The sequence below is a fragment of the Novosphingobium cyanobacteriorum genome (assembly GCF_029436685.1).
Taxonomy (GTDB): domain Bacteria; phylum Pseudomonadota; class Alphaproteobacteria; order Sphingomonadales; family Sphingomonadaceae; genus Novosphingobium; species Novosphingobium cyanobacteriorum.
Map to the genome: position 1 here is coordinate 165,009 of NZ_JAROCY010000007.1, position 25,140 is coordinate 190,148.

At 66.2% G+C, this 25,140-nt stretch carries 20 protein-coding genes and 1 tRNA gene; 12 read left to right on the forward strand and 9 right to left on the reverse strand.

All coding sequences use genetic code 11. The features are described from left to right. The first annotated feature begins 71 nt into the window (after nt 1-71). From trpA to POM99_RS09545, 3 genes are all read left to right on the forward strand, one after another. Nucleotides 72-890 carry a tryptophan synthase subunit alpha gene (gene trpA / locus POM99_RS09535; RefSeq protein ID WP_277277149.1) on the forward strand — a complete coding sequence of 273 codons (819 nt, stop codon included), beginning with the start codon at nt 72-74 and terminating at the stop codon, nt 888-890. Continuing rightward, nucleotides 887-1,738 (forward strand): acetyl-CoA carboxylase, carboxyltransferase subunit beta, encoded by an 852-nt coding sequence (gene accD, locus POM99_RS09540; protein ID WP_277277151.1) that lies wholly within the window; start codon nt 887-889, stop codon nt 1,736-1,738. The genes trpA and accD overlap by 4 nt, the downstream gene beginning before the upstream one ends. A 106-nt stretch (nt 1,739-1,844) precedes the next feature. Then, entirely contained in the window at nt 1,845-3,152 is a 1,308-nt protein-coding gene (locus POM99_RS09545) for a bifunctional folylpolyglutamate synthase/dihydrofolate synthase (RefSeq protein WP_277277153.1), read from the forward strand. Nucleotides 3,153-3,292: 140 nt separating this feature from the next. Here the strand turns inward: POM99_RS09545 and POM99_RS09550 are convergent, their stop codons facing one another. After that, nucleotides 3,293-4,987: an AmpG family muropeptide MFS transporter gene (locus POM99_RS09550; RefSeq protein ID WP_277277155.1), complete on the reverse strand. Its 1,695-nt coding sequence runs from the start codon at nt 4,985-4,987 to the stop codon at nt 3,293-3,295. Nucleotides 4,988-5,165: 178 nt separating this feature from the next. Between POM99_RS09550 and POM99_RS09555 the strand changes: the two genes are divergently transcribed. Then, the gene (locus POM99_RS09555) at nt 5,166-6,368 is read left to right on the forward strand and encodes a pseudouridine synthase (protein WP_313792125.1); all 1,203 of its coding nucleotides are present in this window, start codon (nt 5,166-5,168) and stop codon (nt 6,366-6,368) included. Next, complete coding sequence (rsmD, locus tag POM99_RS09560) at nt 6,368-6,913, forward strand: 16S rRNA (guanine(966)-N(2))-methyltransferase RsmD (RefSeq protein WP_277277157.1); 546 nt, start codon at nt 6,368-6,370, stop codon at nt 6,911-6,913. Before POM99_RS09555 ends, rsmD begins: the two co-directional genes overlap by 1 nt. On the opposite strand, the gene POM99_RS09565 is transcribed toward rsmD, so the two are convergent. After that, nucleotides 6,891-8,162 carry an MFS transporter gene (locus tag POM99_RS09565; RefSeq protein WP_277277159.1) on the reverse strand — a complete coding sequence of 424 codons (1,272 nt, stop codon included), beginning with the start codon at nt 8,160-8,162 and terminating at the stop codon, nt 6,891-6,893. The genes rsmD and POM99_RS09565 overlap by 23 nt on opposite strands. 168 nt (nt 8,163-8,330) lie before the next feature. Beyond that, a complete protein-coding gene (locus POM99_RS09570; protein ID WP_277277161.1) occupies nt 8,331-9,032 on the reverse strand; it encodes a hypothetical protein in 702 nt (233 codons plus the stop codon). Between the two features lie 353 nt (nt 9,033-9,385). Here POM99_RS09570 and POM99_RS09575 point away from each other — a divergent pair, with 353 nt between their 5' ends. After that, nucleotides 9,386-11,659 carry an ATP-dependent helicase gene (locus tag POM99_RS09575; protein WP_277277229.1) on the forward strand — a complete coding sequence of 758 codons (2,274 nt, stop codon included), beginning with the start codon at nt 9,386-9,388 and terminating at the stop codon, nt 11,657-11,659. Between the two features lie 60 nt (nt 11,660-11,719). Here the strand turns inward: POM99_RS09575 and POM99_RS09580 are convergent, their stop codons facing one another. From POM99_RS09580 to POM99_RS09590, 3 genes are all read right to left on the reverse strand, one after another. Continuing rightward, on the reverse strand, nt 11,720-13,396 hold the full coding sequence (locus POM99_RS09580; RefSeq protein WP_277277163.1) for a calcium-binding protein: 1,677 nt from the start codon (nt 13,394-13,396) through the stop codon (nt 11,720-11,722). An 80-nt stretch (nt 13,397-13,476) separates the two neighbouring features. Beyond that, the gene (locus tag POM99_RS09585; RefSeq protein WP_277277165.1) at nt 13,477-14,934 is read right to left on the reverse strand and encodes a DEAD/DEAH box helicase; all 1,458 of its coding nucleotides are present in this window, start codon (nt 14,932-14,934) and stop codon (nt 13,477-13,479) included. Between the two features lie 155 nt (nt 14,935-15,089). Next, nucleotides 15,090-15,674, reverse strand: coding sequence for a hypothetical protein (locus POM99_RS09590; protein ID WP_277277166.1), 585 nt, complete (start codon nt 15,672-15,674; stop codon nt 15,090-15,092). 182 nt (nt 15,675-15,856) lie between these two features. Here POM99_RS09590 and POM99_RS09595 point away from each other — a divergent pair, with 182 nt between their 5' ends. Beyond that, entirely contained in the window at nt 15,857-17,281 is a 1,425-nt protein-coding gene (locus tag POM99_RS09595; protein WP_277277168.1) for an FAD-binding oxidoreductase, read from the forward strand. Between the two features lie 139 nt (nt 17,282-17,420). Beyond that, on the forward strand, nt 17,421-18,188 hold the full coding sequence (locus POM99_RS09600; RefSeq protein ID WP_277277170.1) for a SapC family protein: 768 nt from the start codon (nt 17,421-17,423) through the stop codon (nt 18,186-18,188). Nucleotides 18,189-18,473: 285 nt separating this feature from the next. On the opposite strand, the gene POM99_RS09605 is transcribed toward POM99_RS09600, so the two are convergent. After that, complete coding sequence (locus tag POM99_RS09605) at nt 18,474-19,490, reverse strand: N-formylglutamate amidohydrolase (RefSeq protein ID WP_313792126.1); 1,017 nt, start codon at nt 19,488-19,490, stop codon at nt 18,474-18,476. A 164-nt stretch (nt 19,491-19,654) separates the two neighbouring features. Here POM99_RS09605 and cpdR point away from each other — a divergent pair, with 164 nt between their 5' ends. Further along, nucleotides 19,655-20,044: a cell cycle two-component system response regulator CpdR gene (cpdR, locus tag POM99_RS09610; protein WP_277277172.1), complete on the forward strand. Its 390-nt coding sequence runs from the start codon at nt 19,655-19,657 to the stop codon at nt 20,042-20,044. A 94-nt stretch (nt 20,045-20,138) separates the two neighbouring features. After that, nucleotides 20,139-20,213 (forward strand) — tRNA-Val (locus tag POM99_RS09615). 341 nt (nt 20,214-20,554) lie between these two features. Here the strand turns inward: POM99_RS09615 and POM99_RS09620 are convergent. Continuing rightward, nucleotides 20,555-21,454, reverse strand: a complete 900-nt coding sequence (locus POM99_RS09620; protein WP_277277174.1) for a helix-turn-helix domain-containing protein — start codon at nt 21,452-21,454, stop codon at nt 20,555-20,557. A gap of 115 nt (nt 21,455-21,569) precedes the next feature. Between POM99_RS09620 and POM99_RS09625 the strand changes: the two genes are divergently transcribed. After that, a complete protein-coding gene (locus POM99_RS09625) occupies nt 21,570-22,760 on the forward strand; it encodes a cytochrome P450 (protein ID WP_277277176.1) in 1,191 nt (396 codons plus the stop codon). Nucleotides 22,761-22,821: 61 nt separating this feature from the next. Here POM99_RS09625 and POM99_RS09630 read toward each other — a convergent pair whose 3' ends face one another. After that, nucleotides 22,822-23,580 carry a crotonase/enoyl-CoA hydratase family protein gene (locus tag POM99_RS09630; protein WP_277277178.1) on the reverse strand — a complete coding sequence of 253 codons (759 nt, stop codon included), beginning with the start codon at nt 23,578-23,580 and terminating at the stop codon, nt 22,822-22,824. A gap of 195 nt (nt 23,581-23,775) precedes the next feature. Here POM99_RS09630 and POM99_RS09635 point away from each other — a divergent pair, with 195 nt between their 5' ends. Continuing rightward, complete coding sequence (locus tag POM99_RS09635; protein ID WP_277277180.1) at nt 23,776-24,999, forward strand: NADP-dependent isocitrate dehydrogenase; 1,224 nt, start codon at nt 23,776-23,778, stop codon at nt 24,997-24,999. Nucleotides 25,000-25,140 lie beyond the last annotated feature (141 nt).

The following is a 25,140-nucleotide window of genomic DNA, read 5'->3' on the forward strand; positions in this document are numbered from 1 at the left end:
CTCGATGCCATCGGTTATGCGCTCTGCGCGCTTGCCCTGTTCCTGTTCTACTCCGGGTACCGACTTCCCAGATGACCAACCGCCTCTCCCCAAACCGTCTGCAATCCGCCTTCGCCAAAGGCCATGCCGCCCTGGTCTGCTTCGTCACAGCGGGCGATCCCACGCCTGATGCCACGCCCGCCATCCTCGATGCGCTGGTCGAGGGCGGGGCCGATGTGATCGAGCTGGGCATGCCCTTTACCGATCCGATGGCCGATGGCCCGGCGATCCAGAAGGCGAACCTGCGCAGCCTGGCCGCCGGCACGAAGACTGCCGACATCCTGAAGATCGCCACCGATTTCCGCGCGCGGCATCCTGACGTGCCGCTGGTGCTGATGGGCTATGCCAACCCGATGACCATCCGTGGGCCGGAGTGGTTCGCGGATGCCTGCGCCGCTGCGGGCGTCGACGGCGTGATCTGCGTGGACATCCCGCCCGAGGAAGACGGCGAGCTGGGCCCGGCTCTGCGCGCCAAGGGGATCAGCCCGATCCGCCTTGCCACCCCGACCACCGATGCGGCGCGCCTGCCTGCGGTGCTCGATGGCTCGTTGGGCTTCCTCTACTATGTCTCGGTCGCCGGGATCACCGGCAAGCAGAGCGCGGCGCTGGCCAGCATCGAGGAAGCCGTGGCGCGGATCAAGCAGACCGCCACGCTGCCGATCGCGGTCGGCTTTGGCGTGCGCACCCCCGAACAGGCCGGGCCGATCGCCAGCGTGGCCGATGGCGTCGTCGTCGGCTCCGCGCTGATCGACGTTATCGCAGAGCACGGCGCGAACGCCGCCGGACCGGTGAGGGACCTTGTTTCCGCACTGGCCGAGGCCGTCCACGCCGCGAAGAAGGAACTGGCATGAGCTGGCTGACCAAAGTCCGCAATTCGCTGTCGTTCACGCAGAAGCGTGACACGCCCGACAACCTGTGGATCAAATGCCCTTCGTGCAGCGAGATGCTGTTCACCAAGGAGTATGAGGACAACCTTTCGGTCTGCCCGCGTTGTGAACACCACGGCCGCATCGGCGCGGACGCCCGGCTGGCGCAGCTGCTGGACGCTGGCTTCGAGATCCTGCCCGCGCCCAAGGTGAAGGAAGACCCGCTCAAGTTCCGGGACAGCAAGAAGTACACCGACCGCCTGAAGGGCGCCAAGGCGGCCAACCCGCACCCCGATGCACTGACCAACGCATTTGGCCGCATCGGTGGGCACAAGGCGGTTGTCGGCGTGCAGGACTTTGCCTTCATGGGCGGATCGATGGGCATGGCCGTGGGTGATGCGTTCATCGCCGGCGTGCGCCGCGCGATCCAGGAAAAGTGCCCCTATGTCGCGGTGACGGCGGCCGGCGGCGCGCGAATGCAGGAAGGCATCCTTTCGCTGATGCAGATGCCGCGCACCACCGTGGCGATCAGCCAGCTGCGCGCCGCGGGCCTGCCCTATATCGTGGTGCTGACCGACCCGACCACCGGCGGCGTCACCGCCAGCTATGCCATGCTGGGCGATGTGCAGATGGCCGAGCCGGGCGCCCTGATCGGCTTTGCCGGCCAGCGCGTGATCCAGGATACGATCCGCGAAAAGCTGCCCGAAGGGTTCCAGCGCGCGGAATACCTGCACGATCACGGCATGCTGGACATGGTGGTCCACCGCCGCGACCTGAAGGACCGGCTGGCCACGGTGATCGGTTACCTGATGGCGGCGAAGGCGGCGGCGTGATCCTTCTCCCCTCCCGCCTGCGGGAGGGGCCGGGGGTGGGCGCGAACATGCGCCGCGCTTTCCCCTGCCCACCCCAAACCCCTCCCGCAGGCGGGAGGGGCTGCCCGTGAAAGACTTCGCCATTTCGGAAAACCCGCGCGTGCAGGCGCAGCTTGACCGGCTGGGCGCGCTGTCTCTGCCCAGCGGGCGGCTGGGGCTGGATACGGTGCGCGAGCTGTGCAGGCGGCTGGGCGATCCGCAGCGGTCGCTGCCGCCGGTGTTCCATGTGGCGGGCACCAACGGCAAGGGTTCCACCTGCACCTACCTGCGCGCGATGCTGGAGGCCGATGGGCTGACCGTCCACACCGCCACCAAGCCGCACCTTGTCCGCTACAACGAACGCATCCGCATTGCCGGAAAGCTGATCGAGGACGAACTGCTGGCCAGCCTGCTGAAGGAAGTGCTGGACGCCGGGCAAGACCTTGAGCCGAGCTTCTTCGAAGTGACCACGGTTGCCACGTTCCTCGCCTTCCAACGCGAGAAGGCCGATGCCTGCGTGATCGAGACCGGGCTTGGCGGGCGATTGGACGCCACCAACGTGCTGGAAGGCCCGGCGGTGTGCGGCATCGCCACGCTCGGCATGGACCACGAATCGTTCCTGCTGGCGCCGGAAGAGGGCGTGCCGACCGACCCGCTGGCGCGCATCGCCTTCGAAAAGGCGAGCATCGCCAAGCCGGGCGTGCCGCTGGTGACGCAGGCCTATCCCGAACCGGCGATGCAGTCCGTGCTGGATACTGCTGCGCGCATCGGCGCGCCGGTGCTGGTGCGCGGGCGCGACTGGCACGTGCAGATCGGCGGATCGATCCACTATCGCGACGGGGGTGGCGAACTGCCCCTGCCCCTGCCCGCGCTGGCTGGCGCGCACCAGGCGGAGAACGCCGCGCTGGCCGTGGCCATGCTGCGCCACCAGCAGATGGTGGACGTGTCGCTGCACGCCATGGGCAAGGGCATCGTCGATGCGCGCTGGCCCGCACGGCTGCAGCGGCTGGGCCATGGCCCGCTGACCACGCTGGCGGGCGGGCGCACGGTATGGCTGGACGGCGGGCACAACCCAGACGCCGGGCGCGCCATCGCCCGCCACCTTGCCGGGCAGCCGCCAGTTCACCTGATCATGGGCATGCTGGCCAACAAGGACCCGTCCGCGATCCTGGCCCCGCTGGGCAGCCATGCGCTGTCAGTCTCGGTGGTGCCGGCCCCGGGCCACGATGCGCACCGCGTGGAAGACTTCGCCCCGCACACCGCGCTGCCGGTGCGCAGCTTCGCCGACGTACCCAGCGCCATCCGCGCGCTGCCGCCAGAGGGCGACCTGCTGATCGTCGGCTCGCTCTATCTCGCGGGCGAAGTGCTGCGGCTGAACGAGGAAGTGCCGGACTGATTTAGGTTTCGCGCAGAGACCGCAGAGATCGCAGAGAGAAGGAGGAAATAAGCCTGCGGCGCAGCCGCCCTATCTCCTCTACGCGCCCTCTGCGCTCTCTGCGCGAACCAAATCCTTCGCGTCTTTGCGCGAAACCGATCCTACTCCGCCTTCGCCTCGGCCATTTCTGCCCGCTTCACCCGGACCCATTCCAGCAGCACGAACAGGATCGCCACCGCGCCGGCGGCGGCGGTCCAGCGGAACATGGTGGGATAGCCGAAACGGTCGATGGTATCGCCGGCGATGCCGCGCCCCAGCGACCCGATGAGGAAGGTCATCGACGAGAGCAGCGCATACTGCACTGCCGTGTAGTTGCGGCTGACGATGCCCGACAGATACGCCACGAAGGCCGCCCCGGCGATGCCGGTCGAGATGTTTTCGAAGCTGATCGCCAGCAGCAGCCGCACCATCCGTTCATCGAAGCCGAACAGGCCGAACAGCGCGTTGAGGCCCAGCGTACGGCCCACTGCATCGATATGCACCGCGCCTTCGGCCAGGTCTGCATAGACGAAGTTGCCGAGGACCGGGAGGATCGCGCCGATCAGGATCGTGGGCATGCGGCCCAGGCGCAGGAACAGGTAACCGCCCAGGCTGATGCCGGCGATGGTCATGAAGATGCCGAACACCTTCGATGCGAAGGCCACTTCGTCCTTCGAATAATGCAGGTGCTGCAGGTAGAACGGAAAGGCGAAGCTGCCCCAGATATTGTAGCACAGCGTGTAGGACAGGATCATCCCGATCACCACCAGCACGCCCCAGCGCAGCCGCCCGGAAAGCTCGGCCAGCGGCATCACCAGCGCCACATAGAGGTGGTTCGCCGCGGTGCGCAGCGGGGTGACCTTGTGATCCGGCTGGGTCAGCACCGCGTGGCCGCTGGCCTTCAGCCAGTTGGTCGTGGCCGCCACGATCAGCGGCACCGCCACCGTCGCCAGCACGATCCACGGGGCATAGGCCTTGGTGAAATCGGCCACCGAGGGATGCTTTTCCCCCGGCAGAAGCGGGCGCAGCATGCCCGACATGAAGTGCAGGATGGTGCCGATGGCCCATGCCCAGCTTACCGCCACCACACCCAGCGCCAGCCAGCGCGCCTGCGGGGCCAGCTCACCCTGCTCGGCCAGCGACGCATGGAGCGCGCCCTGCTCTGGCCGTGGCGTATCGGGCGCGCGCAGGGTGACCAGCACGATCAGCGAGATCAACCCCGCCATCAGCAGATAGACCCCTTCCCACGGCATCCGCGCCGCCAGGAACAGCGCGAGCGCGCCCCCGACGATCGAGGCGATGCGATAGCCGAACTGGTAGATCGAGGAGAGCAGCTCCACCGGGGTCGATTCGTCTGCCACGTCGATGCGCCAGGCGTCCACGGCCACGTCCTGCGTGGCAGACGCCAGCGCGGCGATGAAGGCGAAGAGGGCGAAGGTGCCGATCGCCTTCGACGGATCGGTGACGGCAAGGCCGGCAAAGCCGCCGACCAGCACCACCTGACACAGCAGGATCCAGCTCTTGCGCCGGCCAAGCCGCTCCAGCCCGGGCAGCGGCAGGCGATCGACCAGCGGCGACCACAGGAACTTGAAGGAATAGGACAGGCCGATCCACGACAGCACGCCGATGGTGGCGAGGTCGATCTTCTCCTCGCCCAGCCAGGCGTTGAGTGTGCCGATCAGCAGCGCATAGGGAAGCCCCGAGGAAAAGCCGAAGCCGAGCATTGTGGCCGATTTGCGCGAACTGAGCGCGATCCTCAGCAGCTTCCACCCCTTGGGGCGCGGTGGCTTGTCTTCGGTGGCGGCGGCTGAGGCCATACGGAGTGCGATCCCTGAAACGTCCCCCACCGTTCGTGTCGAGCGAAGTCGAGACACTGCGCCCGGTGTCTCGACTTCGCTCGACACGAACGGAATTGGGGTGCTGCCCGATACCCTAACGTGCTTTCCGCGCAGGGCTAGGGGTGACGCGGAGGCCATCCCCCGCTAAAGGTGGGTCATGGCATTCCCCCCCAAGACCGGGAGCGGCCGTCCGCGACGGCCCGCCGCTCCTGACCAGACCGCTGCCGGGCAGCAAGCACCCAATGAAGGCGGCCGCGAAGGCGCCAGAGAGGGAGAGCGCATCGCCAAGCTGCTGGCGCGCGCCGGCGTGGCCAGCCGCCGCGATGTGGAGCGCATGATCGCCGAAGGGCGCGTGGCGCTGGATGGCGAAGTGCTGACCACGCCCGCCACGGTGCTGAAGGGGCTGAAGGGCGTGACCGTGGACGGCAACCCTGTGGCCGCCGCATCCGCCACCCGCCTGTTCATGTTCCACAAGCCATCGGGCCTGATCACTGCCGAGCGTGATCCGGCGGGGCGGGCCACGATCTACACCGCGCTGCGCAACGCCCTGCCCCCGGGAGCGGGCCGCGTGATGCCGGTGGGGCGGCTTGACCTCAATACCGAAGGGCTGCTGCTGCTGACCAATGATGGCGAGCTGAAGCGGGCGATGGAGCTGCCGATCAACGGCGTGCCACGCACCTATCGCGCGCGCACGTTCGGCGCCGTCACGCAGGCGCAGCTTGAGGAGCTGATCCACGGGATCGAGATCGAGGGCGTGCGCTATGGCGCGATCAACGCCAACCTTGAGCGCAGCGCCGGGCACAACAAGTGGATCGAGCTGACGCTGACCGAAGGCAAGAACCGGGAAGTACGGCGCGTGCTGGAACACATCGGGCTGGAAGTTTCACGCCTGCTGCGCACCCGCTATGGCCCGTTCGACCTGGGTGACCTGCCGCGCGGCGCGGTGGAGGAAATTCCGCAGGCGATCGTCGAACGTTTTCGCAAGGCGTTGAAGACCGGCACCGTGAAGCACGAACAGACCGCCGTGGTGGGCAAGGCCTATGCGCCAAAGCCCGCAGCCCCGCGCCCTGCCCCTGCCCCGGCGCGCCCCGTTTCCGCGCGTTCCGCCCCGGTTGCCGCAGACGAGCGCCCGGAACGCTCTCGCCGCCCGGCCCCACGCAAGCCGCGTGACGAGGAGCGCATCGAGCACAAGTCTTCGTTCCGCACCAAACCCGGCAATCCGCGTGGGCCAAAATCCGCTGGCGAGCGGCCAACCGGTGGGAGGCCCGCTGGTGATCGGCCCACGGGTGGCAGGCCCACGGGTGGCAGGCCGGGTGGGGCAAGGCCCGGCGGACCGCGCAAGCCGCGAGGGCGTGGCTGATGCTGCGGATCATTGCGGGCGAATGGCGCGGGCGCAAACTCTCCGCGCCCGAAGGCGACGCCACCCGGCCGACCGCCGACCGGACGCGAGAGACACTGTTTTCCATGCTGGTCAGCCGCATCGGCAGCTTCGAAGGGCTGCGCGTGGCCGACCTGTTTGCGGGCTCGGGCGCACTGGGGCTCGAGGCGCTGTCACGCGGGGCGGCGCACGCCACGTTTGTGGAGCAGGACGCGGCGGCGATCCGTGCAATCCGCAGCAATATCAGCGCCCTGCGCGCACAACCGCAATGCGATGTGAAGGCCGCCTCGGTCCTCACGCTCGGCCCGACGAAGGAGCCGCTGGATATCCTGTTCCTCGATCCGCCCTATGGCACCGGGGCGGGCGCGGTGGCGATCGATCGGCTGGTGCGGCTGGGCTGGATCAGCGAGAACACGTGGATCAGCCTTGAAACCGCCGCGAACGAGGTGCCCAACGTGCGCAGCTGTTCGGTCGATGCCGAAAGAAAGGTCGGCAAGGCGCTGATCACCTTGATGAAGAAAGCCTAGGCGCGAACCGCACACCGAAGAAGGTGAGCGCCCCGGCAATCGTCAGGAACAGGCCCAGCGCCGGCGTGCCGCCCACCCCGGCAAACCAGCTGGCCGCGAACGGGGCGAGTGCGCCGCCGATGATTCCGCCTGCATTGAACGCGACAGAGATGCCGCTGTAACGGACTGGGACGGGGTAGAGCGTGGGCAACCAGCCCCCGAGCGGCCCATAGACCAGCCCCATCACCAGCAGCGACAGCGACAGCGTGGCAAAGACCACAGGCAGCGATCCCGAACCGAGGCCGGAGCCGAAGCCGAGCCCGACGAGCACCGTCAGCGCCGCGCCAGTGCCCAGCACCTTCACCGCGCCCGCCTTGTCCGCCCACCAGCCCGCCAGCACGATGCCGACGGCCAGGAACGTGTTGGCGCCCAGCTGCACCGCCAGGAAATCCTGTTTGGAATAGCCGAGCTGCGTCGTCGCGAAATTGAGCGAGGAGGTGGTGGCGAGGTAGAAGATGGCGAAGCAGGCGACCACGCCCGCGGTGCCGGCGATGACGGCTCCGGCATGATGGCGCATCAGCTGGCCGATCGGCACGGAGGGCGGCGGGGCATGTTCCATCGCCTCGCGGAAAGCCGGCGTCTCACCGATCTTCAGGCGGATCCACAGGCCCAGCGCCACCAGCACCGCGCTGGCCAGGAACGGGATGCGCCAGCCCCACGCGGCGAAATCGGCATCTGACAGCCAGTGGCTGAGCAGCAGGAACAGGCCGTTGGCAAAGAGGAAACCCACCGGCGCGCCCAGCTGCGGGGCAGAGCCGAAGCGCGCCTCCCACCCCGGCGGAGCGTTCTCCACCGCCAGCAGCGACGCCCCGCCCCATTCTCCGCCCAGCCCGAACCCCTGCCCGAAGCGCAGCAGGCACAGCAGCGCCGGCGCGATCCAGCCGGCCATGGCATAAGTCGGCAGGAAGGCGATCAGCACGGTTGAGCCGCCCATCAGCATCAGCGAGGCGACCAGCGTGGACTTGCGCCCCACCCGGTCACCGAAATGGCCGAACGCAATCGCCCCCACCGGCCGCGCGAAGAAGGCGAGGCCAAAGGTCATGAACGCCAGCAGCGTCTGCGCCGATTGCGATTCCCGGGGGAAGAACAGCGGCCCGATCACCAGCGCGGCGGCGGTGGCGTAGATGTAGAAATCATAGAACTCCACCGCCGTGCCGACAAGGCTGGCGGTGAGCACGCGGGCGTTCTGACGGATCGGATGGCGCTGCATCGGCGGCTTGCTCCCCCCGGCGAGCCGACGCTCACCTTCAATGGGCGCATTAGCCGCGCAGTGGCCAGACGCAACCATCTGTCAGCACGCGATGCCCCAAATGAAGAAGGACGCCCGCTGCTTGCGCAACGGACGCCCTTCCCCGCGACCCGAGGGATACCCAGGCGATCAGCGGCCCCCCGGATTCCGGCAGTTGTCGGTCACTTTCTTCGAGCAGACCGGATACTTCTTGTTCATATCGGCGGCGGGCGCGGGCGGCACGGCGGATGTCGTGGTGGTTGCGGCATATTGCGTGCCCGGCGCGGCGGCAGCGGCATCAACCGTTCCCGCTGCGCCAGCATCGGCAGCGGCCATGCCACCGGCATTGGCGCCACCGGTGGCGGGCTCGTTCATCGCGGAATTGCCGGCAGCATCAGGCGCCCCGGTCTGCGCGCCGCTGGGTGGGGTTGCCGGCGTGGCGGGCGTTGCCGCCGTGCCGGTGCCCGGGCTGGGCTGCGCAGGCGTGGCGGGCACCGCCCGCCCCTGCAGCTGCGCCACGATCGTCGGCCACACCTGCGCGCGCTGATCAGGCGTCATTCCATAGATCTGCGCACGCTGCTCGTCGCTCAGCGCCCACCAGCCCTTCTGCTGATCGGCATCGAGCGTCCAGAAATATTCCTGGTAGGTCGAAGGCCAGGCATCGTATTTGGAGCGCTGGTCAGCCGGCCAGCCGCCATACTGCGATTGCTGGTCGGCACTCATGCTGAATGCGGTGCCAGCCGTGGTGGCTGCCGTGGTCGCAGTGGAACCGGTCGTCGTCTGGGCATTGATCGCGGCCGGGATACCGGCCGTGGCAAGCGCAAGCGCGCTCACGCACAGAAAAGTACGCATGTGGTCTCCTGTCTGAATAGATCAACTTATCCATAGTACAGACAAGCCAAAAACAGGTTCCGCCAGACGCGATGAATCGTTCAGTCAACTGGACCAGTGGAAGCGGGACACGCAGTCACACGCTGGCCTGCCGCAGGTGAGCGGTGAAATTTCCTCGCAACATCTTATTTGGAAATGTCGCAATTATCCAGATCGGTTACTATTAACGACAGATTAACGGGCGATTATTACTTCACTTCTACTTCCACGCCGCTTTAACCATTCCACATTTGTCAGGGTTCCATCCCGGATGAGGAAAACCCTCACCGGTTGCGCCACGCCGCCGAGTTCCCTACTTGTTCCGGGTGAACAGCATGCTCCAACCCGATTCAAGCTGGCTTGACGGCCTCAACGACCCGCAGCGCGAAGCCGTGGTCACCACCGATGGCCCCGTGCTGATGCTGGCGGGCGCCGGCACCGGCAAGACCGCCGCGCTCACTGCGCGCATGGCCTATCTGCTGCGCAACCGGCTGGCATGGCCCAGCGAGATCCTGTGCGTGACCTTCACCAACAAGGCCGCGCGCGAGATGCGCGAACGCGTGGGCCACCTGATCGGCCCCGCGGTGGAAGGCATGCCGTGGCTGGGCACGTTCCATTCCATCGCGGCGAAGATGCTGCGCCGCCATGCCGAACTGGTCGGCCTGCAGAGCACGTTCACCATCATCGACACCGATGACCAGCTGCGCGTGCTGAAGCAGCTGATCGTGGCCGAAGGGCTGGACGAAAAGCGCTGGCCGGCGCGGCAGCTGGCCGGGCTGATCGACCGGTGGAAGAACCGCGGGCTGAACCCGGCGGACCTCGATGCGGTGGAAAACGAAGCCTATGCCAACGGGCGCGGGCAGCGGTTCTATGCGCTGTACCAGAACCGGCTGAAGGATCTGAACGCCTGCGATTTCGGCGATCTGCTGCTCCACATGCTCAACATCTTCCGGCGCGAGCGCGACATCCTCGAGATGTACCAGCAGCGCTTCAAGTACGTGATGGTGGACGAATACCAGGACACCAACGCCGTGCAGTACCTGTGGCTGCGGCTGATCGCGCAGGCACGCCGGAACATCTGCGTGGTGGGCGACGATGATCAGTCGATCTATTCCTGGCGTGGCGCGGAAGTGGCCAACATCCTGCGCTTCGAAAAGGATTTTCCGGGCGCGAAGGTGATCCGGCTCGAACAGAACTACCGCTCAACCCCGCACATTCTCGGCGCGGCGTCGGGCCTGATTGCGGAGAACAGCGAGCGGCTGGGCAAGACGCTGTGGACCGAGCGCGACAGCGGCGACAAGGTGCGCGTGATCGGCGTGTGGGACGGCCCCGAGGAAGCGCGCCGCGTCGGCGACGAGATCGAGCGGCTGGAGCGCGAAGGCTGTTCGCTGAACCAGGTGGCGATCCTCGTGCGCGCCTCTTTCCAGACGCGCGAGTTCGAGGACCGCTTCATCCAGATCGGCATGGCCTACAAGATCGTGGGCGGCTTCCGCTTCTATGAACGCGCCGAAATCCGCGATGCGCTGGCCTATCTGCGGCTGATCGCCTCACCGTCCGACGATCTCGCCTTCGAACGCATCTACAACACGCCCAAGCGGGGGCTGGGTGACAAGACGCTGGAGAAGCTGCACCGCTTCGCCCGGGCGCAGTCCATCCCGCTGCTGCGTGCGGCGCTGGATATCTGCGATACCGACGAACTGCCGGCGCGGGCGCGGGGCACGCTGCTGGCGCTGATGCGCGATTTCGCCCGCTGGCGCGATGCGGCGGGCACGCTGGTGCCGGCGGAACTGGCGCGCACGATCCTTGACGAAAGCGGCTATACCACCGCGCTGCAGGCGGAAAAGAGCGCCGAGGCCAACGGGCGGCTGGAGAACCTGTCGGAGCTCGCCCGCGCGATGGAAGAGTATGAGACGCTTGGGGATTTCCTCGAACACGTCAGTCTTGTGATGGACAACGATGCCGCACCGGATGACGAGAAGGTCACCGTGATGACGATTCACGCGGCCAAGGGGCTGGAGTTCGACCAGGTGTTCCTGCCCGGCTGGGAAGAAGGGGTGTTTCCCAGCCAGCGCGCGCTGGACGAAGGCGGGCTCGCCAGTCTCGAGGAAGAGCGCCGCCTCGCCTATGTGGCGATCACCCGTGCGAAGAAGCGCTGCACCATCCTGCACGCCGCCAACCGCCGCATCTATGGCCAGTGGACCAGCTCGATCCCCAGCCGCTTCATCGGTGAGCTGCCGCAGGACCATGTGGAGGAGGAAACCACGCTTTCAGGCGGCGCTTCGCTGTGGCGGGCCAACTGGAGCGAGCGCGAGGATCCGTTTGCCCACGTGGCGCAGGCCAATGCCGGGCGCGCCGCCACGCGCGGCCCCGGCTGGCAGCGCGCCGCCGCGCAGACCTTCAACCCCGCGCCCCGCCGCATTGCCGAACCCACCCGCAGCGCCGCCAGCTTCGCCGCCAAGCCGCGCAGTGATCTGGGCCTGGGCGCGCGCGTTTTTCACGACAAGTTCGGATATGGCACGGTCGCCGCGCAGGACGGCAACAAGCTGGAAATCGACTTCGAAACGGCCGGCCGCAAGCGGGTGATCGACAGCTTCGTCAAGCCCGGTTGAGAGGGGGCTGAAAACGACTGAGAAGGGGTTGAGATCGACTGAGACGCCTTGAGAGGCCGTCTAGCCGAGCAGAAAATCGCCCGCGGAAAGCGCCGGCGCGCCGATCAGGATGGCCACCAGAACCTGCGCCGCGCCGCCCGATCCGTCCTCGTCGTACCACAGCCTGCCACTCGCCTGATCGTAGATCACATGCTGATCGGCCGTCAGGGCGCGGGGGCCGGTGATGAACTCTGCAGCGGCGATCTGCTGCCCCGCTTCGCCCGAAAGCGCCGCGAAACCATCGAGATCCAGCACGATGCGATCCTGCCCCGCCTGAAAATCACGGATGACGTCACGCTCCCCCGCAGTACCGTAGACATCGAGGTGGAAACGGTCACTTCCCAAGCCTCCGGTCAACGAATCGCTGCCGCGTCCGCCGTTGAGCAGGTCGTCGCCCGATCCGCCGAAAATGCGGTCATTTCCGTCGGTTCCGAAAATCTCGAAGTGCTCGAACCCCGCCAGCGTCAGTCCGCCAACCCTGATCGCACCGGCGCTGTCCACCGTCATGGCCACCGCTGCGTCAACGCCGAGGCCGAGCCTGACCGTATCCTCACCCTCGCCGCCGTTGAGCGTCAGCCGGTTGCCTGCGCCCAGTCCGCCCGCCGAAAGGACGACGGAATCATTGCCGCTACCAAGGATGGCGTCGAGCCTTTCGATTCCACCGAAGCCCGCGCGTGCGTGATAGGTATCGAAAAAATACTTTCCGCCGAATGACGTGGCATAGGCGCCGAAGGTCCCGACGATATCGCCTGCCGCAGCGATCCCCAGTTCGCCATCCACCGCCTCGCTCACACCCCGGAAATCGAGGCGCAGCGTGTCGTATCCCGCGCCGCCTTCCAGCTTCACGCCATTGGCGCGGGTGACAATGAAGCTGTCATCGCCGCCACCGGCCTCGACCGTCGTTGCGCGATCATCGGTCAGGACGATGCGGTCATTGCCCGCACCCAGCTTTGCCAGCAGCCATTCCAGACCGATGGCCTTGCCCGCCGTTCCGGCAGACGCGACGCCGGTCAGCCCGTTCTTGGCGAGGCTGGCCGCGCTTGCCGACGCAGTGAGGTCCAACCGCCAGGTATCCTCGCCCTCGCCTGCATCGATCCGATCAGCACCGCCAACGCTGCGGATCACGTCATCGCCCGCGCCGGTGGAAATTCGGCTTTCGCCCAGGCCGACCGAGACGCTGTCCGCCCCTGCAGCGGTGGTGATCGTGTTGGCGCCCGCCCCGGTCTTGACGACAAAGCGTTCGAATCCAAGGAACCGTGCACCGAAATTCGTCGCTGCGACCCCGGTCGCGCCCACGACGAGCCGCATGCCCGCCACCTGCGCCATATCGAGCGCCAACTGGTCCTGCCCAGCCCCGGCGTTGACAGTCAGTTCGGTGCCCCACGGCAGTTCCGTAGCAGAATAGGTGAAGGCATCATCGGCCGCGCCAAACTTCGCCACCAAGCGCTCTACCTCGGCAACATGCAACCGGTTGGGCGTGACGAAGGTTTCGAACGTTCCGCCAAGCGTGCCGCTTTCGAAGCCCAGCCGGGCCGAGGCATAGTGCGGGCCGGCAATGTTGCTGTAATCGACGAGCAGCGTATCGAAGCCGCCCCGCCCATAGACTTCGTCACCAATGCCGAGCAGCGGACGGAAGCTGTCGCTGCCATCGGTGCCGACCATGTAATCGAAGCCGTCAGTCCCTTGGTATACTGTCACGCAAAAGGTCTCCCCAAGGCGAACCTAAGGCGCGACGCATTGCATTGGAAGAGACAAGAACCTGCCGCCAGGGAACTATTTCAGAGCGCCGAGACGCCCAGGAAGCCGGGGATCGGGCCGTTCCATTCGCCGGGCTTGCTGGGCGGTTCGGACGGCTGATGACGGCGGTCATCGTAGCGCTCCTGGCGCGGTTCGGCCCTGCGCGGTTCCGGACGGGCGCGCTCTTCGCGGACCGGGCGTTCTTCGCGGGCGGGACGTTCTTCGCGGGCGGGACGTTCGTCGCGAGCAGGGCGTTCTTCGCGGGCAGGACGCTCTTCGCGATCGCGGCGATTGCGCGGCTTGCGGTCTTCGCGGTCTTCCCGTGGGGCGCGGTCTTCCCGGGGGGCGCGGTCTTCCCGGGGGGCGCGGACTTCGCGGCCTTCCAGCTCGACCTTCATTTCGGGGATCTTGCCCTTGGTCAGCTTTTCGACGTTGTCGATCGCCTCGGCATCTTCGGGGCTGACCAGCGTGAAGGCGCGGCCGGTGGCGCCACCGCGACCGGTGCGGCCGATGCGGTGGACATAATCATCCGGGTGCCACGGCGTGTCGAAGTTGAAGACGTGGCTGACGCCCTTCACGTCGATGCCGCGGGCGGCGACGTCGGAGGCGCAGAGGATGGAGATCACCCCGTCCTTGAACTTCTGCAGTTCCGCATTGCGGGCGGACTGGTCCATGTCTCCATGGATCTCGCCCGCGGAAAAGCCGTGGCGCTGCAGGCTCTTGGCCAGTTCACGCACGGTCGTCTTGCGGTTGGCGAAGATGATCGCGGTGGACACGTTGTCCGTCCGCAGCAGGTGGCGCAGCACTTCGCGCTTGGCGCGGCTGGCCACGGGCACCTTGAACTGCGCGATGCTGGTGTTGTTCGAAGCAGGCCGCGCGACTTCGATATACTTGGGGTTCGAAAGGAACTTGTCCGCCAGCTTCTTGATTGGCGGCGGCATCGTGGCCGAAAACAGCAGCGTCTGGCGCTGGGCCGGCAGCTTCGAACAGATCGTCTCGATATCGGGGATGAAGCCCATGTCGAGCATGCGGTCGGCTTCGTCGATCACCAGCAGGTCGCAGCCGGTGAGCAGTATCTTGCCCCGTTCGAACAGGTCCATCAGGCGGCCCGGCGTGGCGATCAGCACGTCGACGCCATCCTGCAGCGCCTTTACCTGATCCCCCATCTGCACGCCGCCGATCAGCAGCGCCATCTTGAGATCATGGTTCTTTCCGTACTTTTCAAAGTTTTCAGCAACCTGCGCGGCCAGTTCACGCGTGGGTTCGAGGATCAGCGAACGCGGCATCAGCGCCCGGCGGCGGCCATGCGCGAGGATGTCGATCATCGGCAGCACGAAGCCCGCGGTCTTGCCCGTGCCGGTCTGGGCGATGCCGATCAGGTCCTTCATCATCAGCACGGCGGGGATGGCCTGCGCCTGGATGGGCGTGGGCGTGTCGTAACCGGCGTCGGTGACCGACTTCAGAAGGTCTTCGGAAAGGCCGAGATCGGCAAACTTCATGCAGGGTGGATCCGATAAATCTGGCGGCGCGAAATGTTTTGCGCAGCCGCACGGGGCGCTTTGCGCGCACCGTTTGTTCTCAGTCGCGCGCTTTGCCGATAAACGCGCGAAAGTCAAGAAAAGCGGCAGCCGATGCGGTTCAACCGCATGCCGCGTCAATCGTCGGGGATCAGTTCTCGCACCCGGTCGATCCCGCAGGTTGAACCGGACCGCGAATGGATCTGGTCCCGCCCCACGCAAAGCTGGCCATCGGGCGTCTGGCTGACATAGAAACCCATGTAGAAATCGCGGGCGTTGCAGGATTTGCCCAGATCCGCCCCCACCATCCGCCGATCGCGCAGGAACAGCATCAGCCGCGTGCTGGACATCGGCCGCACCCCGGCAATGGCGGCCAGCGGCACGCACTTTGCCATCTTGCGTTCGCGCATCCGCAGCGGAACCGGCGGAGTGGAGACGAATTCGTCGCGTCCCGGCGCGCGCGGGGTGATGCGGATGATCAGGCGCTGTTCGATTCGCACCTGCTGCACCGTGTCATCAGGCAGGCCATCGACGAATTCGCCCAGGACGGTGCCTTCGAGAATGCGGGGCGCGGACTGCGGCCCTTCGGGATCCACGGCGGCAGCGCGCCACGGTGCCCCTTCAGGCGAAACGGCAGCGGGCTGCGGACCGGAGGCAGCCGGATGCGGCGCCACCGGCAAAGCCAGCGCAAGCGTTGCGACAAGAAGGGAAAGGCTGTTCATCGCCGCAGGAATCGGTCTCTCAAGTCCCTCAGGTGCCCCAGCCGCCTGCCGGGTTGCAGGCCGGCATCCGGTCCTGATTCCGCGATAGCGCAACCGGTTGAACACCTGCTTAACCCGGCCGCATGAAATCGGGAGCGAAAAAATGCATTGCCCGAAGAAGGCGCAAATCCTAGCCGCAGATCATGACTGAAACCGCCCAGTTCCTGACTGCCGCCGCCGACCTGCTTGGCCCCAAGGGGCTGACCACCGATCCTGCCGAGATGGCCCCGTGGCTGACCGATTGGCGCGGCCGCTTTACCGGGCGGGCACTCGCGCTGGCATCGCCGGCGGATACGGCCGAAGTGGCCGCGCTGGTGAAGCTGTGCGCCGCGCATGGCGTGCCGATCGTGCCGCAGGGTGGCAACAGCGGGATGAGCGGGGGCGCCACGCCCGACGAGGTGGGCAATGCCGTGGTGCTTTCGCTGCGGCGCATGGCGGCGATCCGCAAGGTGGACGTGCAGACCCGCACCGCAACCTGCGAGGCTGGCGTGATCCTGCAGGTGCTGCACGAAGCGGCGGAGCGCGAGGGAATGCGCTTTCCGCTGTCGCTGGGGGGCAAAGGGTCTGCCACGGTGGGCGGGCTGATTTCCACCAACGCCGGCGGCACGCAGGTGCTGCGCCACGGATCGATGCGCGCACTGGTGCTGGGGCTTGAGGCGGTGCTGGCCGATGGATCGGTGTTCAACCAGCTGGTGCCGCTGAAGAAGGACAACCGGGGCTTTGACCTGAAGCAGCTGCTGATCGGGTCCGAAGGCACGATCGGCATCGTAACTGCGGCCACGCTGAAGCTGGAGCCCGCAGTTGCGGCGCGCGCGGTGCTGTGGGCCGGGGTCGATTCGCTGGAGACGGCGCGCGCCCTGCTGCTGCATGCGGAAGGCGTGGCGGGCGGCGCGCTGGAAGGATTCGAGGTGATGCCGCGCCATTCGCTGCAGGCAGTGCTTTCGCACCTGCCCGATGCGCGGGCCCCTTTGCAGGGTGACCATGCCTGGCACGTGCTGATCGAGCTGGTGGCGGATGCCGCCGGGGCCGAGGCCCTGCCCGCCATGGCTGAGGCGCTGCTGGTGAGCGCGTTCGAGCAGGGCCTGGTGGAGGACGCCACCATTGCCGCGAGCGAGGCGCAGGCCGAGGCGTTCTGGCTCTTGCGCGAATCCATCGCGCCGGCCGAACGCGCGCTGGGCCCGGCCGTGCAGCATGACATCAGCGTAGCGGTAGAAAAAATGCCGGAGTTCGTGGCCCATGCCGTGCCCACGATCGAGGCGGCGTTTCCCGGCACGACGGCGGTCGGCTTTGGCCACCTGGGCGATGGCAACATCCACTTCCACGTGCTGGCGCCCGCCGCAACGGCGGACGGACCGGCGTGGCAGGCGGGCGAAGGCAAGACGATCAGCCGCATGGTGCATGACCTGGTAACCGATTGGGGCGGTTCGATTTCCGCCGAACATGGCATTGGCCAGCTGAAGCGCGACGAACTGGCCCGGCTGGGCGATCCGGTGGCGATGGGCATGCTGCGCGCGGTGAAGCAGGCGCTCGATCCGCAGGGCCTGCTCAATCCCGGCAAACTTGTCTGACGGGGACTCGGTTTTCCGCGCCGGAGTGTGACAACGGTGTTGCAGGTGGCCTTGCGCCCCCTGCCACCCTCCCCTAAACGGCGCATTCCCGCCGAAGCCCGATGCGCAACGGCGTCCAGTTTCGACGGAGAGTGATTCGATGGCCAGCGTGGCGCCTTCCCTGCCCCTGTTCTACAACGACCTGATGCCGCTCAACACGCGCGACCACGCCAACTGGCGCGCGCGCGGGGCCGACAAGGCCAGCTGGCTGGCGGGTGTGCACGCAGTGCCGCTGACCGTGGAGGAATTTCCGCAGGCCGGCCGCCACTTCCCGATCATCTTCGCTTCGGGCGACAACCCGGTGCCGCTGGCGCTGATGGGCCTGAACGAAGGCGTGAACGTGTTCGTCGACGCCGATGGCACGGTTACACAGGGCGTGTACCTGCCCGCCTATGCGCGCCGCTATCCCTTCATGCTGGCAAAGCTGCAGCCCGATACCGACGAGCTTTCGCTGTGCTTCGACCCTTCGTGCGGCCTGATCGGCGATTTCACCGATGGTGAACCGCTGTTCGATGGCGACCAGCCTTCGGACGCGACCAAGGCCGCGCTGGCGTTCTGCGAACAGTTCGAACAGGCTGGCCAGCGCACGCAGGCCTTCCTCGACGAAATCCGCAAGCATGACCTTCTGATGGAAGGCGAAGTTTCGATCCAGCCGAACAACGGTGGCGAGCCCTTCGTCTATCGCGGCTTCCAGATGATCAACCAGGAAAAGCTGCGGGACATGCGCGGCGACGTGCTGCGCGGCTGGGCGCAGAGCGGGCTGCTGCCGCTGCTCTATGCGCACATCTTCTCGCTGGAGCTGATCAGCCAGATCTTCGGCCGCCAGATGGAACAGGGCAAGGCGCCCGCGCTGCAGCCGATCGCCTGAACCAATCGACGCCAGTTTGGCGGGGACACAAGGCCGGAATTGCGCAGGACCGCGCAATTCCGGCCTTTTCCATGCGCGCAAGCTGAATTTGCAATGAACCAAACGTTTTTTGGAATTAACGCGATTCTTGTTGCACGGATGCAACGCCATCCCTAAATTGATGATGTTGCGGCGGCGCTCCCCTCATGGCCCGTCGTAACTGGTGCACTTCGTGCACCTCCTCCCTGAACCTTGGCCACCTGGAGCATGTCTCCAGGTGGTTTTTTCGTGGATGCCGCTGCGTGATTATTCCGCGGCGGAGCGCCAGTGGCGCTGTTCGCGGCCCATGCCGGCGACATCTGCCGCAAGGGCGCTGACCAGCTCGGTCACCAGCGAGACGGTGGCGCCGAAGCCCTCGCCCGGCTCTGCCATGCGCGAATCGAGATAGCACTGACGGTCTATCTCCAGCTGCAGGCAATGGACGCCGGCCGATCGGCGCGCATGCCGTTCCAGCACATAGCCGCCGGCATAGGGCCGGTTGTGCGCGGCGGGCCGCCCGCGCGTGGCGAAGAACGAGAATGCCGCCGCCACCAGCGCACCATCGCAGGCCGCGCCGAAGCGATCGCCCACCACGAACTGCGGCGCCGGCAGGCCCGGATGGGGCGGCGCGAGCGGGGGCATCGAATGCAGGTCTATCAGCAGCGCCGCGCCCCACCGGTCGCGCACCGTGGCAAGCGTTTCCGCCAAGGCGGCGTGATAGGGTTCATGGACCCCGGCGATCCGCTCCTCGACCTCGTGATGATCGAGCCGGCGATTCCACAGCTCGCCAAGGCCCGGCAGGCGGCGGGGAATCAGGCCGAGGCCGCTGCGCGAGCGGCTGGCCAGCCCCGCAGCCCGCACCGGGGTGCGCCGCGCCGAGGAAGCGTCAGGCGCGGGGCCGACCATCTCCCAATCGACATCGTCCGTCGCCCGGTTCAGGTCGATCATCGCGCGCGGGGCATTGGCCACCAGCAGCGCCGCGCCGGTGCGGCGGGCCACTTCGGCGCCGATCAGGTCAACATAGCGGTCTTCCAGCCTGGGCGCGGCGAAAGCGGGGTGGCGCATCCGCTCAAGCAGGGTGTGGGCATAGGCACGGCCCGCATGGGGCACCGCCAGGACGAGCGGGATCGAGGACGGCTCCACCCTCCGCAGAGTATAGGCCGGCATGCCGGGATGGCCGGGAATGGCACCGCCTTCGGTAACCAGCGTATGCTCGGCTGCCGAATCGGTCGTCCCGTCCTGTGCGGTCGGCGAATCGCCAACCCGGTCACCCGCCTTGCGCATGGGGTTACGCTGCCCACGAAATGGCCGGCTGTCAAAGATCGTTACGGTCATCTTTGCGGCAGAATCTTAACCGCCACGGGTGTATGGACGGCGCTCCGGACGCGGATACCGCACCCGGCAAGAACGAGCCCAGATCGCGACCACTTGAAAGACGAAGGTACCCCATGATCCGCATCCTGCTGGCCGAAGACGAAGAAGCCATGCGCACCTACCTGGCCCGCGCGCTGGAGAACAACGGATACGAAGTGGTGGCCGTGGACCGTGGCACCGAGGCGGTGCCACTGCTCGAATCGCAGCACTTCGACCTGCTGCTGTCGGACATCGTGATGCCGGAGATGGACGGGATCGAACTGGCGCAGCGCTGTGCCGAGATCAGCCCCGCCACCAAGGTGATGTTCATCACCGGATTTGCGGCGGTGACGCTGAAGGCCAATCGCGAGGCACCGCAGGCGCGGGTGCTGTCAAAGCCGTTCCACCTGCGCGATCTGGTGCTGGAAGTGGAGCGCCTGTTCGAGGATCACCCCCTGGCCGGAAGCGGACAGCCGCTGGTGTGACAATCGGCTGGTGATACCCCCTTGCCAGCCCAATCATGCGAGGCTAAGGGGCTGCCTCTCGCCGCGGAACGGTGGCGGGAATGCCGATGGTGCCGGGCGTATAGCTCAGTGGTAGAGCACTATGTTGACATCGTAGGGGTCGCAAGTTCAATCCTTGCTACGCCCACCATCGCACCAAAAACCCCGCCTTTTGGCGGGGTTTTTTGTTGGATGCGCGCTGTTGGGGCCAGCAGTCGTGATCAAATGGATGCGTAAGCCGCCTTGCCGCCATCCCCATCGTTTCGAAGCGAGCGCCAGAAAAAGGTCCAATGCCTTTATCGCAGGCATTGGACCGACAAAAAGCTCAACTCAGCGTGCCGAACCAGACGGCGACCATGACCATGGTCACCACCAGCACAAAGCAACCGAGCACTCGAAACGCTTGCTGAATTTCCATTCTTTGCTCCCCACGCCTCTCTTTACCGCGTTGCAGCAGATTACAAGATAGGTGGCGACCACGATGCCCGCCCTTCAGCCCGCGCGACCCCGCGATTCGCGGAATGCCGTGGCGGTCATGCCGCTGCGCGTCTTGAAGAAGCGCGCGAAGTAGGCAGGATCGGCAAAGCCGAGAGCGTCGGCAATTTCGGCGACTGAGCCGCCGCTGAAAGCCAGCAGCCGCTGTGCCTCTTTCAACAGGCGATCATGGGCGATTTCGGCGGGCGCGCGCCCGAAGCGGTTGCGGCAGGCGCGCCCCAGCGTGGCCCGGGTGGTGCCGAGTGCGGCAGCATAATCCTCCACGCGCCAGTGTTCGCGATAGTGGACATCCACGAGCGCCCGGAAGCGGGTGGCGAGGCGTCCGCGCGGGTCGGGAGGAACGGGGTTCACGCTGGAATCGGCCGCGTCCGCAACAATGGCCAGTGCGAGCAGAACTTGCCCCAGCACCACGCCACCCCCCGCTTCGCCTTCGGCCAATCGCCCGTCGAGATCGGCCAGCAGCCAGCCCAGCCGCTCGGCAGGGCGCGCACCGGCCTGAAGTCCGATCCATGCCGCCGCATCCTGTGGCAGGTTCAGGCGGCCACAGAACCCCGCCATGCGCGGATCGTCCAGCAGGTCCGCTGCGATCGACAGGACCCAGCCTTCGGCCCCGCGCGTGAAGCGGAAGGCGTGGACCGTGCCAGGCGGCGCCACGAAGACGCCTGGCCCGCGCTCGCGCCGGCGCCCAGCCTCATCAGCCAGGACAACGCCGCCCGATTGCAGCAACAGGCACTGCAGCAGGCCGGGGTGGGCATGTGGTTCGATTGTCCAGTCGTTGCGGCTGGAGCGTTCGAATATCCGCTCGACATGGACGAACTCTGGCGAAACCGCTGCATCGCCTTCACCATAGAGCGCGAAACGGGTTATCGCAGGGGGATTGCCAACACCTTTTGCCATGACTGGAGCATGGCTGATTGCATCAAAAGTGCAAGATAATGCACGGAAGCTGCGTGGCGCGGGGCCACAGCCACGCGCATGATTGCCTCACCCCTTGGAGAGAGGAACCCGCACCATGATTGCCGAAGCACCGGCCAGTGCCGCCTTCCGCTATGACCCCTATTCGCCTGCGATGGATGCCGATCCGTTCCCGGCCTATCGCACGCTGCGCGACGAGTATCCCTGCTTCTGGTCAGAGGAAGCGGGCAAGTGGGTGCTTTCGCGCTATCACGACATCCTGGGCGCGCTGCAGGACTGGCGCACCTACAGCTCGGCAAAGGGCAACCTGGTCGACGAGTTTCCCGGTCGCGCCGGTTCCACGCTGGGCAGCAGCGATCCGCCACGGCATGACCGGCTGCGCGCGCTGATCCAGTCGGCGGTGACCAAGCGCGCGCTGGACCACATCGTCGAGCCCGCCCGCGCATCATGCCGCGCGCATCTTGCCGCGCTGGACGGCAGGCGCGAGTTCGACCTCGTCAACGATTATGGCGCCAGGGTAACGGTGGACCTGCTGTTCCACCTTTTCGCACTGCCCGAAGAGAACGCCGATCTTGTGCGGCGCAATGCGGTGCTGATGGTGCAGACCGATCCGGTCACACGCAAGAAGGGCGAGGAGCATCTCGCCGCGTTCCGCTGGATGGCCGACTATGCACAGAACCTTGTGCAGGAGCGCAAGAAGAACCCCGGCGACGACCTGCTATCCAACTTCATCACCGCGGAGATCGACGGCGAGAAGCTGCTGGACCTGGAAGTGCAGCTGACCGTCACCACGCTGATCATGGCGGGGATCGAAAGCCTGTCTGGCTTCATGGCGATGTTCGGACTGAACATGGCAGAACTGCCCGACGTGCGGCGCAAGATAGCCGGCGACCGATCGCTGATCACCGACGCCATCGAGGAATCGCTGCGTTTCAATACGTCCGCCCAGCGCTTCAAGCGCACGTTGACGTGCGATGTGGAACTGCACGGGCAGGTGATGAAGGCGGGGGACGCCGTGATCCTGGCCTATGGATCGGCCAACCGCGACGAGCGGATGTTCGAGAACCCGGACGTTTATGATCTGGCCCGGCGGCCAAAGCGCCATCTTGGCTTCGGCGGCGGGGTCCATGCCTGCCTGGGTTCGGCCATCGGCCGGCTGGCAACGCAGATTGCCTATGAGGAGCTGCTTGCCGTGGTGCCCGACTTCACGCGGACCACCGACCGGCTGGACTGGGTTTCCAGTTCAAACTTCCGCAGCCCCAAGGCCCTGCCCGTCGCGCGCGGCTGAGGCGCGCTGCAGACGATGCGCGGCGTTCCGGTCTCTCCCTCGGAACGCCGCGCACTTGCGGTTACCTGCCCTGCCAGTTGGGCTTACGCTTTTCGGCAAAGGCGGCCGCACCTTCGCGCGCGTCCTGGCTGCTGAAGACCGGGGTGATATACGCCTGCTGCCGGTCCCACATCTCCGCCTCGGTCCATTCGTGCGAATCGCGGATGATGCCCTTGGACGCGATCAGGGCCAGCGGGCCATTCTCGGCAATGCGCGCGGCCAGCGCCTTGGCCGCATCGATCGAAGGACCTTCGCTGATCTGGTTGATGAAGCCCAGCTCGTAGGCACGTTGCGCGCTGATGAAATCGCCCGTCAGCGCCAGTTCCATGGCGATGCGCGGCGGAATCTGGCGCGGCAGCTTGATCAGGCCACCGGCGGCGGCGGCCAGGCCGCGCTTGGCTTCGGGAATGCCGAACTTGGATCCGGCATGGGCCACGATCAGATCACACGACAGCGCCAGTTCCATGCCACCGGCCAGGGCATAGCCGTCGACCGCGGCGATGATCGGCTTCTTGGGCGTCCACTCGGAAAGCCCGCCAAAGCCGCGCCCCGGCAGCGATGGCGATTCGCCGCGCAGGAAGCCCTTCAGATCCATGCCCGAACAGAACGTGCCGCCAGCGCCGGTGAGGATCGCCACGCGCAGATCGGCCTCGGCATCCAGCCGGTCCATCGCCGCGGCGATGCCCTCAGCCGCAGCCTTGTTCATGGCGTTCTTGGCATCAGGCCGGTTGATCGTGACGATCAGGACATTGCCGTCCACTTCGGTCAGGACTTCGCTCATCGTGCATCCTCCTCGGATTCTTAATTGATCGGTTAAGCCTAGTGCCGGTTGCCCATCGCTGTCCACCCCTGCAGTGGCAGCACCAACCATCGAGAATGTGCAGAGAGAGCTTCCTCTTTGCGCCGGTTCTTGCACGTGGGCACGCACCTGCTAAGGGAACCGCGATTCTCCTCCCAGGAAACAGACAGGACGGACATGGCGAAGATCAAGGTGAAGAACCCGGTCGTCGAACTCGACGGCGACGAAATGACCCGGATCATCTGGGAGTGGATTCGCGAACGCCTGATCCTGCCCTACCTCGACATCGATCTGAAGTACTATGACCTCTCGGTGCAGAAGCGCGACGAGACGGACGACCAGATCACCATCGATTCCGCCAATGCGATCAAGCAGTACGGCGTGGGCGTGAAGTGCGCCACGATCACCCCCGACGAAGCGCGCGTCGAGGAATTCAACCTCAAGTCGATGTGGAAGAGCCCCAACGGCACGATCCGCAACATCCTGGGCGGCGTCGTCTTCCGCGAACCCATCGTGATCCAGAACGTGCCGCGCCTGGTCCCCGGCTGGACCGACCCGATCGTCGTCGGCCGCCACGCCTTTGGTGACCAGTACCGCGCCACCGATTTCGTCGTCCCCGGCCCCGGCAAGCTGCGCCTGGTGTGGGAAGGCGACAACGGCGAAGTGATCGACCGCGAAGTGTTCAAGTATCCTTCGGGCGGCGTCGCCATGGCGATGTACAACCTGGACGATTCGATCCGCGATTTCGCCCGCGCCTCGTTCAACTATGGCCTGTCGCTGGGCTGGCCGGTGTATCTCTCCACCAAGAACACCATCCTCAAGGCCTATGACGGCCGCTTCAAGGACCTGTTCCAGGAAGTGTTCGACAGCGAAGGCTTCAAGGAAAAGTTCGCCGCCGCCGGCATCGTCTACGAACACCGCCTGATCGACGACATGGTCGCTTCGGCGCTCAAGTGGTCGGGCAAGTTCGTGTGGGCGTGCAAGAACTATGACGGTGACGTGCAGTCCGACACCGTGGCGCAGGGCTTTGGCTCGCTCGGCCTGATGACTTCGGTCCTCATGTCGCCCGATGGCAAGACCATCGAGGCTGAGGCCGCGCACGGCACCGTGACCCGCCACTATCGCCAGCACCAGCAGGGCAAGCAGACCTCCACCAACCCGATCGCCTCGATCTTCGCGTGGACCCGCGGCCTGATCTACCGCGGCAAGTTCGACGAAACGCCGGACGTGGTGAAGTTTGCCGAAACGCTGGAGCGCGTGTGCATCGAGACCGTGGAAAGCGGCAAGATGACCAAGGACCTCGCGCTGCTGATCGGGCCGGACCAGGCATGGATGACCACCGAGAAGTTCTTCGAGGCGATCGTCCAGAACCTCGAGACGGAAATGAAGAACTGGGCCTGATCGCCCGGACTTCACCCCCGCTGATTGGAACAGGCCCCGGCAACCCCGGGGCCTTTTTCATGGGGATTTCATGCGCGAAGACATGGCCGGGATTTGACAGGCGCGCGCTGTGCGGCAACAGCTTGGCACAGGAGGAGCGCA